At 40.5% G+C, this 15,009-nt stretch carries 15 protein-coding genes; 7 read left to right on the top strand and 8 right to left on the bottom strand.

From position 1 onward, the window contains the following. Position 1: 1 nt before the first annotated feature. Positions 2 to 1,027, bottom strand: a complete 1,026-nt coding sequence (locus tag QL984_RS09485; RefSeq protein WP_128583457.1) for a polysaccharide deacetylase family protein — start codon at positions 1,025 to 1,027, stop codon at positions 2 to 4. A gap of 42 nt (positions 1,028 to 1,069) precedes the next feature. Between QL984_RS09485 and QL984_RS09480 the strand changes: the two genes are divergently transcribed. Then, on the top strand, positions 1,070 to 2,341 hold the full coding sequence (locus tag QL984_RS09480) for an MATE family efflux transporter (protein ID WP_033102781.1): 1,272 nt from the start codon (positions 1,070 to 1,072) through the stop codon (positions 2,339 to 2,341). 4 nt (positions 2,342 to 2,345) lie between these two features. On the opposite strand, the gene QL984_RS09475 is transcribed toward QL984_RS09480, so the two are convergent. Next, positions 2,346 to 2,615 (bottom strand): hypothetical protein, encoded by a 270-nt coding sequence (locus QL984_RS09475; RefSeq protein ID WP_033102769.1) that lies wholly within the window; start codon positions 2,613 to 2,615, stop codon positions 2,346 to 2,348. Positions 2,616 to 2,628: 13 nt separating this feature from the next. Continuing rightward, a complete protein-coding gene (gene nfuA, locus QL984_RS09470) occupies positions 2,629 to 3,204 on the bottom strand; it encodes a Fe-S biogenesis protein NfuA (protein WP_013466120.1) in 576 nt (191 codons plus the stop codon). Positions 3,205 to 3,350: 146 nt separating this feature from the next. On the opposite strand from nfuA, the gene QL984_RS09465 reads away from it, so the two are divergent. After that, entirely contained in the window at positions 3,351 to 5,900 is a 2,550-nt protein-coding gene (locus QL984_RS09465; protein ID WP_138764171.1) for a M14 metallopeptidase family protein, read from the top strand. A gap of 2 nt (positions 5,901 to 5,902) precedes the next feature. Here QL984_RS09465 and QL984_RS09460 read toward each other — a convergent pair whose 3' ends face one another. Then, positions 5,903 to 6,580: a phosphoribosyltransferase family protein gene (locus QL984_RS09460; protein ID WP_036957090.1), complete on the bottom strand. Its 678-nt coding sequence runs from the start codon at positions 6,578 to 6,580 to the stop codon at positions 5,903 to 5,905. A gap of 74 nt (positions 6,581 to 6,654) precedes the next feature. On the opposite strand from QL984_RS09460, the gene bioH reads away from it, so the two are divergent. The 3 genes from bioH (at position 6,655) to QL984_RS09445 (ending at position 8,657) form a co-directional block, all read left to right on the top strand. After that, positions 6,655 to 7,392: a pimeloyl-ACP methyl ester esterase BioH gene (gene bioH / locus QL984_RS09455; protein WP_036957092.1), complete on the top strand. Its 738-nt coding sequence runs from the start codon at positions 6,655 to 6,657 to the stop codon at positions 7,390 to 7,392. Between the two features lie 92 nt (positions 7,393 to 7,484). Continuing rightward, positions 7,485 to 7,793: a hypothetical protein gene (locus QL984_RS09450; protein WP_008112879.1), complete on the top strand. Its 309-nt coding sequence runs from the start codon at positions 7,485 to 7,487 to the stop codon at positions 7,791 to 7,793. 6 nt (positions 7,794 to 7,799) lie between these two features. Next, positions 7,800 to 8,657, top strand: a complete 858-nt coding sequence (locus QL984_RS09445; RefSeq protein ID WP_013466116.1) for a putative metalloprotease CJM1_0395 family protein — start codon at positions 7,800 to 7,802, stop codon at positions 8,655 to 8,657. Between the two features lie 66 nt (positions 8,658 to 8,723). Here QL984_RS09445 and QL984_RS09440 read toward each other — a convergent pair whose 3' ends face one another. The 4 genes from QL984_RS09440 to greB all read right to left on the bottom strand — a co-directional run bounded on the left by QL984_RS09440 (position 8,724) and on the right by greB (position 12,754). Beyond that, positions 8,724 to 11,048, bottom strand: coding sequence for a Tex family protein (locus tag QL984_RS09440; protein WP_013466115.1), 2,325 nt, complete (start codon positions 11,046 to 11,048; stop codon positions 8,724 to 8,726). 168 nt (positions 11,049 to 11,216) lie between these two features. Then, positions 11,217 to 11,795 carry a CBS domain-containing protein gene (locus tag QL984_RS09435; protein WP_013466114.1) on the bottom strand — a complete coding sequence of 193 codons (579 nt, stop codon included), beginning with the start codon at positions 11,793 to 11,795 and terminating at the stop codon, positions 11,217 to 11,219. Positions 11,796 to 11,850: 55 nt separating this feature from the next. Next, complete coding sequence (locus QL984_RS09430) at positions 11,851 to 12,156, bottom strand: hypothetical protein (protein ID WP_024602195.1); 306 nt, start codon at positions 12,154 to 12,156, stop codon at positions 11,851 to 11,853. Between the two features lie 124 nt (positions 12,157 to 12,280). After that, positions 12,281 to 12,754 carry a transcription elongation factor GreB gene (gene greB, locus QL984_RS09425; RefSeq protein WP_024602196.1) on the bottom strand — a complete coding sequence of 158 codons (474 nt, stop codon included), beginning with the start codon at positions 12,752 to 12,754 and terminating at the stop codon, positions 12,281 to 12,283. A gap of 183 nt (positions 12,755 to 12,937) precedes the next feature. Here greB and ompR point away from each other — a divergent pair, with 183 nt between their 5' ends. Together ompR and envZ are read left to right on the top strand one after the other, a co-directional pair. Then, positions 12,938 to 13,657 (top strand): two-component system response regulator OmpR, encoded by a 720-nt coding sequence (gene ompR / locus QL984_RS09420; RefSeq protein WP_016899332.1) that lies wholly within the window; start codon positions 12,938 to 12,940, stop codon positions 13,655 to 13,657. A gap of 5 nt (positions 13,658 to 13,662) precedes the next feature. Further along, entirely contained in the window at positions 13,663 to 14,976 is a 1,314-nt protein-coding gene (gene envZ, locus QL984_RS09415; RefSeq protein ID WP_016899331.1) for a two-component system sensor histidine kinase EnvZ, read from the top strand. Positions 14,977 to 15,009 lie beyond the last annotated feature (33 nt).

Raw genomic sequence — 15,009 nt, 5'->3', positions numbered from 1 at the left:
TTTAATTGATCACCCAAGGCTGTGAAAACCAATAATAACTGCCTGCTTTTTTTATTGATGGGGCGGTGCAGTTAAAGCGAGAGCGGCCTTTATTAAGCTGCTTTGGCGGCGTCACCTCAACCGTATTATCGTTTAACCAATTTAAATTAGCTTGCCCAATGCTTGATACATAACAGGCAAATTGGCTTTTATGAAAGTCATCAGTCTCTAGATTTATAGTTAACGACGGTGGATTTTGTGTGGTTACACTATCTTTATAGGTTAGTTTATTAATAGTAAAAGCAGTTGAATTGAGCTTGGTAATTAACGTATCTAATTTGCTATAAAAACCAGATGCGGGAAAACGTGGTAAACGGCTAAAATTAGAATGTTGATTAACTGCACCAGAGTGCTGACCAATGCCAATAAAGCCTAGTTCAGTAACGAGAGCTTGTAGCTGATTGTTAAACTCTCCGTATGGATAGGCAAGGTATTTATAATCGTGGCCTATTTCTTCTTTTATACGCTGCTGTGAACTAAGAATGTCGTTTTTAGTGCGTTCACGCCATTGGCTTTGTGTTTCATTTTCGCGCTTTTTATGCAGATAGTTATGCTCGGCACTATGATTGGCAATAAGGGCGCCTTTTTTTGCAAGCTCTCTGAGCTTATCCCATCCCATCACATAACCCGCTTGTTCATCAATGAGTTTTGGGTTTACAAAAATAGTGTACGGATAGCCAAATTTCTCAAGAATAGGCGCAGCTTGTTCGTAGTTATTGTTATATCCATCATCAAAAGTAATCGCGAGCGTTTTATCGTCTAAAGCCTTACCTTGTTTTAATGCGCTAATCAGCTCATTTAGTGGAATAACGTTAAAGTTATGCTCTTTTAAATAATTTAAGTGTTTAGTAAAAGTGTTGGCGCTTACACTGGTCACCGCGGGAAGGGTTTCACTGACGTGATGATACTGTAGAATAACAGCTGCTTGCGCACGTAAAGAACCACAAATCAGGAACAATAATACTAAATGAAACAATTTCTTATACATAATAAAGCACACCATAAAAGCTTGTTGTTGTTAGCCGGTCCAATGATATTATCAAATATTACTGTGCCGTTGTTAGGAATTGTTGATACGGCAGTGATTGGTCACCTGGGGAGTGCGCATTATTTAGCGGGAATTGCCTTAGGTTCTACCGTGATCTCCATTTTATTTTGGCTTGCTGGTTTTTTAAGAATGAGCACCACTGGGCTGGTGGCACAGGCTTACGGTAAAAATGATTTAACTCAGTTGGCAGCTTTACTCAAACGCAGTTTGTTATTGGCCAGCAGCGTAGCTTTAATTCTGATTTTATTATCCCCCCTTATAAAACACGCCATTGCTTATTTATCTGCTGCCAATAGTGATGTGCTCAATGAGGCCTATCGGTATTTTAGTATTCGTATTTTTAGCGCCCCAGCAGCGCTATGTAACTTAGTATTATTAGGCTGGATGCTCGGCGTTCATTATGGGCGAGGGCCATTTTATTTATTGTTAGTCACTAATATTACCAATATTGTACTCGACATTTATTTTGTAGTTTATCTTGATTGGGCGGTTGCAGGGGCGGCTTGGGCATCATTAATAGCGGATTACACGGCTTTAATTTTTGCTTTGCTGTTAGTGGTTCAGCTAGCTAAAAAACAGGGCATAAGCTTAGCGGTTGCAAATTGGTTTAGCATAGAAAAAATGGCAGGATTATTAAGTTTAAATCGCGATATTTTTATTCGCTCTTTAGTATTGCAGTTATGTTTTAGCTTTATGACCTTTTATGCTGCACGTATAGGTGAAACTACATTGGCAGCCAATGCGGTACTACTCAACTTTTTAATGTTGGTCAGCTTTGCGCTTGATGGAATTGCTTATGCGAGCGAGGCAAAAGTAGGCCAAGCGAAAGGTCAACAAAGTGTTGAAAAGATAAGGCTATGGGTAAAAATAAGCGTATTTTGGGGCATGTTGTTTGGCATTTTGTATAGTGTATTTTTTATATTATTTGGCAGCTCTATTATAAAGCTGTTGACTAATGTACCTGAGGTTATTGAAGAGGCTACTGATTACTTACCGTGGGTAATTGTGCTGCCAATTTTAGCAATGAGTTGTTTTTTGTTTGATGGTATATTCGTTGGTTTAACACGTGCTAAAGCAATGCGAAATAGTATGCTGTTATCGGCGACAATAGGTTTTTTTGGGGTGTTTTGGTTGTTTCAGTCGTGGCAAAATAATGGCTTATGGTTAGCAATGAGTTGTTTTATGCTAATGCGGGGTGTAACACTTATAATTAAATATCAGCAGCTAAAAACTAATAATCAATTACTTGATTAAACCGTTATTTCCATAGATCGGGGTCGTTATTTTTGGCAGGGATGTTTTTCAATACTTGCGAAAAACGATTGGCAAAAATACCCGCGTAGCCCCAGAATGCAAAAAACAATGCCGGCGCTAAAATTACTATGCCAATGACTTGTAAACTATAATGGTTGTAATAACCCAAAGTGATAAACATCACGGCCAGCACAAACAGTGCTAGGCCGCGAAAAAAGCGCTTTAGACTCAACTTAGGGTCGCTCCCTAAGCGGTAAATGAGTGGCTTTAGCATAGTGGATTAATACTTAGTAATAAGAGTGCTCGCCAGCTTCGTGATCGGTTATGTCAGCCACACCGGTGATCTCATCAAACTTAGCAATCATTTCTTTTTCAATGCCTTCTTTTAGTGTGACATCAATCATAGAGCAACCATTACAACCACCACCAAATTGAAGCACAGCAATACCAGCAGCGGTGATCTCTACTAAGCTTACTTGGCCGCCATGATTTGCAAGTTGTGGGTTAACTTCTGTTTCTAACATGTGTTGAACGCGTTCATTTAGGCTTGCGTCTTCACCTAGCTTACGTGCTTTAGCATTAGGCGCTTTTAGAGTTAGCTGCGTGCCCATTTTGTCAGTAACAAAATCAATTTCAGCTTCGGCTAAAAAAGGCGCGCTTTCGGCATCAACAACAGCGTCAAAACCGTTAAAGTTTAGGCGAATATCGCTCTCTTCTACCGCGTCTTCTGGACAATAAGAAACACCACATTCAGCTTGTGATGTACCAGGATTAACAACAAACACACGAATATTCGTTTGTTGAGATTGATCTGCTAATAGCTTAGCAAAATGCGCTTGCGCTGTTTCGGAAATTGAAATCATAAAACCGTCTATACTTGACTAAATTACTCGGATACTGCATATCATACTCCGCTCATCGTGTTGCGGCTAGTGTTGAACGTAAAAAGTTGGCATCTATTTTAAGCAATGGTAGCGTGCAATTAACAAACATTTTTAGAGTGATTTATATGCGGTTTATATTAACAGTAGTGGTGATACTAGCCAGTTTTTCAAGTGTGGCAAAGCCCCTGTCGTATTATTTTGAGCAACAGGTTGAATTTGATCCCAGCATTCCAACACCTGAAAAAGTACTTGGTCATCAAGTGGGTGAATGGCATGTAAGGCATGATCAGCTTGTACGCTATATGGAAATTTTGGCTCAAAAAAGCGATCGAGTTAATTTTGAAGTAATAGGTCGTACCCACGAGCAGCGCCCACTAGTTATGCTCACTATTACCGCAGCTAACAAACTAAAAAATATAGAACAAACTCGCCAAGCACACTTAGCTCGCCTAAATAACTCAAACAATAAATTAGCAGAGCAGCCAAGCGTTGTGTGGATGGGTTATAGCGTTCATGGTAACGAATCGTCAGGGAGTAATGCTGCCTTGCTAGTGGCTTATTATTTAGCAGCCGCGCAAGGTGATGAAATAAATGAGCTACTTAACAACACGGTGATTTTACTCGACCCGTCGCTTAACCCAGACGGCTTAGCACGTTTTGCTAATTGGGCTAATAGTAATCGTGGAATGAACTTATCGTCAGATCCGCAAACGCGTGAGCATGTAGAGAGCTGGCCAAGTAGCCGTACTAATCATTACTGGTTTGATTTAAATCGTGATTGGCTTTTACTGCAGCACCCTGAGTCGCGAGCGCGTATAGCCAAGTTTCATTATTGGAAGCCTAATATTTTAACTGACTTTCATGAAATGGGACCAAACAGTAGCTATTTTTTCCAGCCAGGGATCCCTAGTCGTAAACACCCCATTACCCCTGAAGAAAATGTGAGCCTAACCAAAGCAATTGCAAATTATCATGCAAAAACTTTAGATGAAAACAACGCACTGTATTTTACAGAAGAAAGCTTTGATGACTTTTATTATGGCAAAGGTTCAACTTACCCTGATGTAAATGGTGGTGTCGGTATTTTATTTGAACAAGCAAGTTCTCGCGGTCATATTCAAGAAACGATCAATGGCCCGCTAACTTTTGCGTTTACGATTAAAAACCAACTTTTAACGAGCTTATCTACGTTTAAAGCAGCGATTGATAACCGCCAAGCTTTGCTAGAGTACCAAGCTAACTTTTATAACAAAGCAGTTACATTAGCAAAAGATGAAGACTATCAAGGCTATATTGTTCAAGGTGGGGAAGACAAAACACGTACTAACGACTTTTTAAGCATACTTAAACAGCACCAAATTAATGCTTATCCAGTTAAAGAGGGACTAAAAGCTGAAGGTAAAAACTTTACCGCTAATAGCTATTTTGTGCCGCTTGCGCAACCACAATACCGATTAGTTAAAGCTATTTTTAGTGAACAGCAAAACTTTGCCGATAACACTTTTTACGATGTATCAGGTTGGACATTAGCGCATGCGTTTAATTTACCATTTGCTAAAGTAAACAGCCGCTGGGGATTAGAGGTTGATACTACGGCTTGGCAAAAAGCAAAACAGCCTGTTTTTACGCCGCTAACTAAAAACTATGCCTACGGATTTGCTTGGGACGACATGCTTGCCCCAAAAATGCTCAATAGTCTGTTACAGCAAGGTATTAAAGCACGTGTTGCATTAAAACCATTAACCGCAACATCAACGAGTAATGAGATAAATTTTGATGCTGGCAGTATTATTATCCCTGCAGGACTGCAAACAGAGACTAATTGGGTGGCAAAGCTAAATCAAGCACAAAGCCAATTTGATATTGAAATTAAGCCAATTACCACAGGCTTAACCAGTAAAGGTGCCGACTTAGGCTCGCGCTCTATGGCGGTTGTTTCTGCGCCTAAGGTGTTATTAGTTGGCGGTAAAGGGGTTAGCCAATATGAAGCAGGTGAAGTGTGGTATTACCTAGATCGCTTTGTAGGCGTAGCGCCTACCATTGTTGAAATGAACCGTTTAGCGTCTTTAGATCTCAGTAATTACAGCCATATTGTGTTGGCGCATGGCGATTATTCGACATTATCTGATACCGACAAAGTGGCAATTAAAAGCTGGGTGAGAAAAGGCGGCGTTATTTGGGGTCATAAAGGCGGGGCAAAGTTCTTAGCTGATCAGCAGTTATTAAAAGCAAACTACTTATCACGTAAAGATGTTGCCAGCGCATTTGATACTCAAGGTTTAAAATATGCAGACAAAGACCATCTAGCGGGTCGCCAGCGTATTGCAGGCGCTATATTTAATACTGATGTAGATACTACGCACCCACTGACGTTTTCATTTAAGCGTGACACTCTGCCAGTATTTAAAAACAGTACCTGGTTACTTGAAGCCTCGCAAGCGCCGTTTGTAAATATACTCACCTATACACAACAGCCGTTACTTGCTGGTTTTACTGATGCAGTTAATGTAGAGCAAGTGGCCGGCGGTGCTGCGCTAATGGCTCACTCTTATGGTCGAGGTAGTGTGATTGCGATGACAGACAACCCTGTATTTAGAGGTTACTGGTATGGCACCAGCCGATTATTAAGTAACGCTTTATTTTTTGGTCATACCTTTCGTGTCAGTGGTAACTAAATCTAAAGTGGCGTTAAACAGGTCGTAAATGCCCAGACTTGTTTAGCGCCCGCTTCTTTTAGCGACAAGGTGGCTGCATTGAGTGTTGCACCTGTGGTCATAATATCATCAATAATGACCACCGTTTTACCCTCTAAATTGGCAGTACATGAAAAAGCCTGCTGTAAATTTTTTATCCGCTTTGTTTTGCTCAGTTGTGACTGTGCCGAGGTGTTTTTATTGCGTATTAAAACATTATTCAAGACCTTAAAGGATGACAAACAAGGCTGCCATACTTGGGTAACCTGATTAAATCCTCGACTAAAAAAACGCGACTTGTGCAAAGGTAAAATAATAAATACAGCAGCAGCTAAATGCTGTTTATTTGTAAAAATAGTAAGTTGTTTTTTGATGACTTGCTGCAGTGCTTTTTTGTAATGAATTTGATTATTAAATTTGAGTTGTTTTAGCCATAAATCAAAAGGGGGTTGATAAAAAGTGCAGGCAAATAGTTTCTCAAAGCTGCAGTTAGGAAACATTTCTACAATATCTGGGCGGTAAAATAAATTGTCATACTCAGCCAAATCTAGCAAAGGCAGGTCATCTAAACAAAACTGACATAGTCCCAGTGAGCTGTGTATTTGATTCTGGCACAACACGCAATACGAGGGAAAAAGCCAATCAGTTAGGCTAAGTTTCATTCGCTGATTCTCCTCATTACAAACTCCCCCTAAAACGCTATCATAGATTTAAGTTTGGTTAAGGTTAGGCAAATATGCAAAATGAATGTGTGTTGTTGCATGGTTGGGGAATGAACCAAGGCGTGTGGCAGTTAATAAAACCAGAATTAGAATTTTTATATTCTGGTAAGGTACGTTGTTTAGACTTACCTGGTTACGGTGATCATGATGTCTCTTTGGATCCGTATACTTTACATGATGCAGCTCAGTTGGTGAGTCAGCAATTAAAACCAAAATCTGTTTTGATGGGATGGTCTTTAGGCGGTTTGTTTGCCATTTATATTGCCAAACATTGGCCAGAAAAAGTGTCAAAAGTTATTTTAGTTGCCTCTACTCCTTTTTTTGTAGAGCAATTGCCCTGGGAAGGTATTAAACCTAAAGTGCTCACACAGTTTAAAGAACAGCTATTGCAAGAGCGTTCAAAAACGATAGAGCGCTTTTTGGCGATTCAAGCGATGGGCAGTGAGTCGGCGCGAGATGATGTAAAACAGCTAAAACAACTATTGAGTCAGTCACCGCCGCCGAGTAATCAAGCATTAAGTGTGGGGTTAGATATACTGCAAAGTGAAGACTTACGTGAATTATTTTCTCACTGTCCCGTCGCGATTAGTGGAATTTTTGGGCGTTTAGACTCTCTCGTTCCTTATCGAGCAATTGAAAAAATGGTCGCACTTAATTCTGACTTTGAGTACGAAGTAATAGACAAAGCATCACATGCGCCATTTATTTCTCATAAAAACGAATTTTTATCTGCCGTTAAATCAATGCTTTGAAGCAAAGCCATGAATACAGCGGTTTAAAGCTTTATTTTGCGTGATTTTTGAGCGATAATTAAACAATATTTATTTGCTGGAGGTTTATTATTATGCCGATTGGATCTGTATTTAATAGCGGTGTTGAAGGGTTTAATAGAGCCAGCCAAGGTATTGAAAAGGCCAGCGCTGAGATTAACCGTGCCAGCATAGAGCAGCAAGATGATTCTCAATTAGCGCAGCAACGTCAATTAACGGCTGCTCGCCCTGAAGAAGCCGTAACCGCGCCGGTATCCCAACCTGCACGAATTGATGATGCATTAGTAAACTTAAAAGTTGAAGAGTTTAATGCCAAGGCTAACACGCAATCAATTCAAACTGCAGATGATGTACTAGGCACTTTAGTTGATATTAAAGTGTAATTCCTCATGAATATCGTCACGCCGTTTCCGTCTATCAATATAAACACTGCAAATGTTTATACGGAGACTGCTCGGCGTGACAATCAGTTACGTGAAGTCATTCCCCCAGCCGCTGCAAACACCGCCGGTAGTACTGAAAACAAAGCTCAAAGTGATGCAGAAAAAGCCAAACTACCTGGTAACAGCGATAGTTCAACTTATACTGCAAGCGGCAAAATTGCAGACAACAAAATTATTGAACAACGCGAAGGCAATGCTGATAGTGATCAAGATGATGCCGAGCAAGAAAAACAGCAAGCTGCCGAAGAAGTTAGTGAGCAAGAAGAGCTTCAACTTGAGCAAGAACAGCAACAAATTAAAGAGCTCAAAGCTCGCGATACCGAAGTGCGAACCCACGAGCAAGCGCATGCGGCTGTTGGTGGACAATATGCCGGTTCACCCAGTTACGAATACCAAAGAGGCCCCGATGGCACTAATTATGCCGTAGGTGGTGAAGTACCGATTGATGTTGGGGTTATCAATGGCGATCCGCAAGCAACCATCGATAAAATGCAAACGGTACGTGCTGCTGCACTAGCACCAGCAGAACCCTCAGGTGCCGACAGAGCGATTGCGGCAGACGCCACACAGAAAATGGCTGCCGCACAAGCTGAGTTAGCTTCAGCTGATGACGAAGACAGCAGCGAAGATAAAAGTAGAGTCAGTGCGTCGTTTTCTAATAGTGAAAGTTCAGAAGTAAAAACCGCTAAAAGCGAAGAACAATCGCGTGATATTGAAGTTGAAGCGCGTGCAGGACGCATTGCTAGCTTTTATCAACTGGCGACATCACCCGCGATTCAGAGCGAATTTTCAGCGCAAATTTAGCTTATTTAAAATGCATAAAAAAAACCGCCTAGGCGGTTTTTTTTATTTTTAAATATATCGTTTAAATTACTTTTTCACTTTTGCGTTAGCAAAGGCGTCAGCAAAGGCATTCCCCATCATCGCATTGCCTGTATCGCGTTTAGGCTTAGGCGCTCGTGCTTGGTTGGTATTATTGCTGCGAGGCTTTTGCTGTGCCGCAGCAGCTGCTTTATTGCTGGTGTCTATGTCGTCATCTAGGCGCATAGTAAAACTAATGCGTTTACGGGCAGCATCGACTTCAACCACTTTTACTTTAACAATGTCACCTGCTTTAACCACTTCGCGTGGGTCTGAAATAAACTTGTTAGTAATAGCTGAAATATGTACGAGTCCATCTTGATGAACACCCACATCAACAAATGCACCAAAATTAGCAACGTTAGAAACCACACCTTCTAAAATCATACCAGGCTTAAGGTCACTAATTTTTTCAACACCGGCTTTAAACTCCGCGGTTTTGAATTCAGGACGTGGATCGCGACCTGGTTTATCAAGCTCGCTAATAATGTCAGTCACGGTTGGTAAGCCAAATTTATCGTCAATATAGTCGTTTGCAGCGAGTTTACTTAAAAATTCACTGTTACCAATTAAGTTATTTACGTCTACCTGATTATGTTCACAAATACGCTTAACGATTGGGTATGCTTCAGGGTGAACTGATGAGTTATCTAGCGGATCGCTGCCATTATTAATGCGTAAAAACCCGGCCGCTTGTTCGAATGCTTTTGGCCCTAAGCGTTCTACTTTTTTCAATTGACTACGTTTTGTAAATGACCCATTCGTGTCACGGTAGTTTACAATGTTTTGAGCCAACGTTTTGTTTAAGCCAGAAACACGTGCAAGCAAAGGCACTGAGGCCATATTTAAATCAACCCCAACACTGTTTACACAGTCTTCTACTACAGAAATTAGGCTTTGCCCAAGTTGGCTTTGTGATACATCGTGTTGATATTGGCCTACACCGATAGACTTAGGCTCTATTTTAACTAGTTCAGCTAATGGATCTTGGAGGCGACGTGCAATAGATACTGCACCGCGTAAAGATACATCTAAATCTGGGAACTCATTAGCGGCAAATTCAGACGCAGAATACACCGAAGCGCCGGCTTCACTGACCATAATTTTATTCAGTTTAAGCTCGGCATTGGCTTTGATAAGTTCGCCAACCAGTTTATCTGATTCGCGAGAAGCAGTGCCGTTACCAATCGCAATAAGCTCAACTTTATGTTGGCGGCATAATTGCTCGAGCGTACGCAGTGATTTATCCCAATGATTTTGCGGTGCATGTGGGAAGATTGTTTGTGTAGCGAGCAGTTTTCCTGTGCTATCGACTACCGCAATTTTACAACCAGTACGCAAGCCAGGATCTAAACCAAGTGTTGTGCGAGGGCCTGCAGGCGCTGCCATTAATAAATCTTTTAAATTTTTAGCAAATACGTCAATGGCACCGGTTTCGGCTTTTTCACGCATTGCGGCTAAAAACTCGTTTTCTAAGTGTAGCCCAAGCTTAATTTTCCATGCCCACTGCACCACAGTTAATAACCATGCACTAGCAGGTTTGTTTTTAATATCTAGGCGGTAATGATCACTGATCATTTGGGCACATAACTGGGCTGGATTTTCAGCACTTGGCTCAGGGTTAATCGTTAACTGTAAAATGCCTTCATTACGTGCTCTTAGCATGGCTAATGCACGGTGCGAGGGCACTTTTTTTAACGGCTCTTGATGTTCAAAGTAGTCTCTGTATTTAGCACCTGCTTGTTCTTGCCCGTCAATTAACTTACTCTCAATCGCCCCATTTTGACTAATATGGCTTCTAAACTTAGCGAGTAATTTAGCGTCTTCAGCAAAACGCTCCATTAGAATAAATTTGGCACCATCAAGGGCTGATTTTGTATCAATAATGGCTTTATCGGCATTAATATAGTGAGCAGCTTCAGCTTCTGGGTCGAGCATTGGGTCGTTAAATAACGCATTAGCAAGAGGTTCTAAACCGGCCTCAATAGCGATTTGACCTTTAGTGCGACGCTTTGCCTTATAAGGCAAGTATAAATCTTCAAGCTCGGTTTTACTTTGCGCTGCTTTTATATCAGCTGCTAATTCCCCGGTAAGCTTATTTTGAGATTCTATCGTCGATAGAATAAAGCCACGACGTTCTTCAAGTTCACGTAAATAAGATAAACGTTGTTCTAGAAGGCGTAGTTGGGTGTCATCTAATCCACCGGTCACTTCTTTTCTGTAACGGGCAATAAAGGGGACGGTTGCGCCTTCATCAAGTAACTTTGTTGCTGCAACCACTTGTTGCTGCTGTGCATTTAGCTCAGTTGCTAAACGTGCAGAGATATCGCTCATGCAAAAACCTTTTAATACAAAAAATAAGACCAGCTAAGAAGTTAACTGATGCGTCAATGTCTTGAATAATATCACAGGGGAAGGTAATAAAAAGCTCTTAAAGCAAGCTATTTTACTTGCTTTAAGATGCCATTACTGGGGTTGGAACTATACTAATAAAAAGCTGATTTAGTGAGGGTGCTCTATACTTTCGAGTACTTCACTAAATGTGTGCGCTATTGGACTAATATGAACAGGAATTTGCAGCTTACGTGCTATATCGCGTGCTGAAATTAAACCACTTATTTCATTATTAGCCGCAGTGACTAATAAAAACATAGCGCCATGATGTTCCATAGTTTGCAGTGCATCACCAATGCATGAGTAGCTTAAGCTTTTCATACTTACACCCATTAAATTACTTAGCGGTGTCATTAAATAGCGCAAGCTAATTTCACTACGAGGCAAGCCTAAACGCTGTGCTAAAATCATGATTTTTGAGCTTTGTAAATCAGCACTCGCCACTATACCTACTAGCTTTTGCTGCTCATCAGTTACCAAAATAAAATCAGAGCGTTGAGTCGTTAACTGTTTTGACGCTTGTTCAATTGTTGTATCAAACGATGCACGCATCGGGCTTGTATCAGTAAAACTAGTCACCACTTGTGTAGCAGGTGAAGTTAAATCAATGACAGCTTCATTAGTAAATGTATTCGCAATAGTGCCATGCGAAATATCTTGGGTACGGAGTTCTTTAAAGTTAGACATAATATCCACCTAATTAGTTATAAAATTTAATAATGTTTAAAAGCAAGTTATTAAACTAAATAACGGGTGGCGCTCGCGGGTGTGCATGGCTGTAAGGTGTGACTAAAAGGCTGCTTTCATAATGAAAGTAAAACGCTAAAGGAAGTGGTTGAATTTCTCTAAGCGCAATAACACCGACATGAGAATCTATATCGGTGTCGAGGTTTGCTTGGTCAGGAGAGTCGCAAACAATAAATTCTGCAGGTGTAAAACCAGCATCAATTTGCGTATTTTTGGGTGTTGCATGCAATGTCAAACTTACACTCATAAAGAGTGTAAACAATAGGGCATTTTGTAATATGCGCGCTGTAATGTTTGACATAGTGACGACCTTAATTAACTACTCTCAAATTAATACATCATAACTTGAGTTACTTTAGTTATAGCTTACTCAGATAATATAAACAATAAAAAGTTAATATGATCTGAATCAAAACTAAGCCGTTTTATTTTTGGTAGGAAATATTATTTACATACCATTGCTTAGCACCTTGAGGGGTCATGACCTCAAAATCATCGTCTACTTGTTTTTTTAATAATGCTCGCGCCATCGGTGAGTCAATAGAAATGTAATCGTTGCGATCATAAATTTCATCGGGACCGACAATTCTAAACTTCTTACACTCCCCAGCCTCGTTTTCTATTTCAACCCAAGCACCAAAAAAAACTTTGCCGTCTTGCACGGGTGAGTAATCAACAATTTTTAAATCGGGGATGCGCTTACGTAGATAGCGCACTCGGCGGTCTATTTGGCGTAATAGACGCTTGTTATACTGATAGTCTGCATTTTCAGAGCGGTCACCAAGGCTTGCAGCCCAACTCACAATTTTAGTGACTTCTGGGCGTTTTACATTCCAAAGATGGTCATGTTCTTGCTGAAGTTGTAAATAACCTTCGCGAGTAATTAAGTTTGTTTTCACGCCGTGTTCTTGTTTAATTTTCATGTGTGGCACGGTATTAAAATAAAGGCAGCTTGTCGAGATAAAATAGCCACCAATGGGTTTGAAATGTTCAGTAACAATCTAAGCACTTAATTAGTTTTTTATTATTAAGTTTTTCATTTATATTAACTATTAATAAATTATAAAAATAAGCAACAGATTATGGGACAAGAGACAGTAAAAGTATTAGTGGTTGATGACGATAAACGTTTGCGCAGTTTGCTTGAGCGCTATTTAGTAGAGCAAGGATTTATTGTTAGAACAGCCGCAGATTCACAGCAAATGGATAGGCTTATTGAGCGTGAAAACTTTCACTTAATGGTGCTTGATTTAATGCTGCCCGGAGAAGACGGGCTCTCTATTTGCAGACGGTTACGTCAAAAAGAAAACCAAATCCCAATTGTGATGTTGACCGCTAAAGGTGATGAAGTAGACCGCATTATTGGTTTGGAGCTCGGTGCTGACGATTATATTCCTAAACCGTTTAATCCACGTGAGTTACTTGCCCGCATAAAAGCAATTTTACGTCGCCAATCAAAAGAAGTGCCAGGGGCACCTTCAGCAGAAGAGAATTTAATTGAGTTTGGTAAATTTACTTTAAATTTAGCCACACGAGAAATGAGCGAGGGGGATAATACCGTATCGCTCACAAGTGGTGAATTTGCCGTATTAAAAGCGTTGGTATCTCACCCTCGAGAGCCGTTAAGTCGTGATAAATTAATGAACTTGGCAAGAGGTCGTGATTACAGTGCGCTAGAGCGTAGTATTGATGTGCAAGTGTCACGCCTTCGCCGTATGATTGAAGTGGATGCGGCTAACCCGCGTTATATTCAAACTGTATGGGGATTAGGTTATGTGTTTGTTCCTGATGGTGAAAAGTAATAATTATGGGGATGTTTCCACGTAGTGCGTTTGGGCAAACTGTTTTTTTAGTAGCAGCTTTGTTGCTGATTAACCAAATTGTATCCTACGTCACAGTAAGTTTATATGTTGTTAAACCCACCATTGAGCAAGTTAATTTGATGCTTGCTAAGCAAATTAAAACTGTATTTATTGACTGGGAAGATGGTGTTGAAGTAACCGATGAAGTTTCAGAAAAGTTTTTTGCAATAACCGGTATTGAGGTGATGACTCAGCGTGAAGCGATGCGCAATGGCTTAGGGCAAAGTCGTGAGTATTCAGGGCTATCGCGAAGTATGTCAGAGCAGTTGAATGGGTTTTCTCGGGTACGCATTAGTCAAACCGATCCACTTATTTATTGGGTGGAAGCCCCGCAAGCACCGGGCTATTGGGTTAAAGTCCCCTTAACCGGATTTAAAGAAAGTAATCTTGAATTTTTAACTTTTTACTTATCCAGTATAGGCTTTTTAAGTGTATTAGGCGGGTGGTTATTTGCAAGGCATTTGAACCGACCATTAAAAGCACTGCAACAAGCGGCAATAAAAGTAGGCGTTGGTGATTTTAGTACTAAGTTACAAGAACAAGGCTCAAGCGAAGTTATTGAGGTAACGCGCGCTTTTAACCAAATGTCGCGAGGTATAGCAGCCCTTGAAAATGATCGTCGATTACTCATGGCCGGTGTCTCTCACGACTTACGCACACCGCTTACCCGTATTCGGTTAGCCACAGAAATGATGGTTGATGAAGATGATTATTTACGCGAAGGTATTATTTACGATATTGAAGATATGAATGGCATTATTGATCAGTTTATTGAATATTTACGCCATCATAAACGTGAAGAACAAAGCTATGAAGATATCAATGCGTTAGTAGCCGAAGTCGTACAAAGTGAATTAAAGCATCAACGTGTTATTACGTTTGAAAGCAATCCTAACCTAGGTAATATTCCCATAAGCTCAGTGGCTATTAAGCGAGTAGTGACGAATATGATTGAAAATGCACTGCGTTACTCGCAAGGGGATATTGAGGTGCAAAGTTATTTTAATAGCAATAAAAAGTACGTCATTATTGCGGTTAACGATAATGGCCCAGGTATTCCTGAGAGTGAATTAGAATCAGTGTTCGAACCATTTAAGCAAGGTGACGCTGCACGAGGCAGTGAAGGCAGTGGTTTAGGCTTAGCTATTATTAAACGCATTATAGACATGCATAATGGCAAGGTTGTGCTCTCTAATCGCCCTGAAGGTGGTTTAAGTGCGCAAATATATTTACCGGTTAAAGTGGTTAATCAAAACTAAATAAAGCTATCCGCCGTTATATGCGGATAGCTT

The sequence above is a fragment of the Pseudoalteromonas sp. APC 3495 genome (assembly GCF_030407645.1).
GTDB classification, from domain to species: Bacteria; Pseudomonadota; Gammaproteobacteria; order Enterobacterales; family Alteromonadaceae; genus Pseudoalteromonas; species Pseudoalteromonas tetraodonis.
This window is presented reverse-complemented; position numbering and strand designations above follow the sequence as displayed.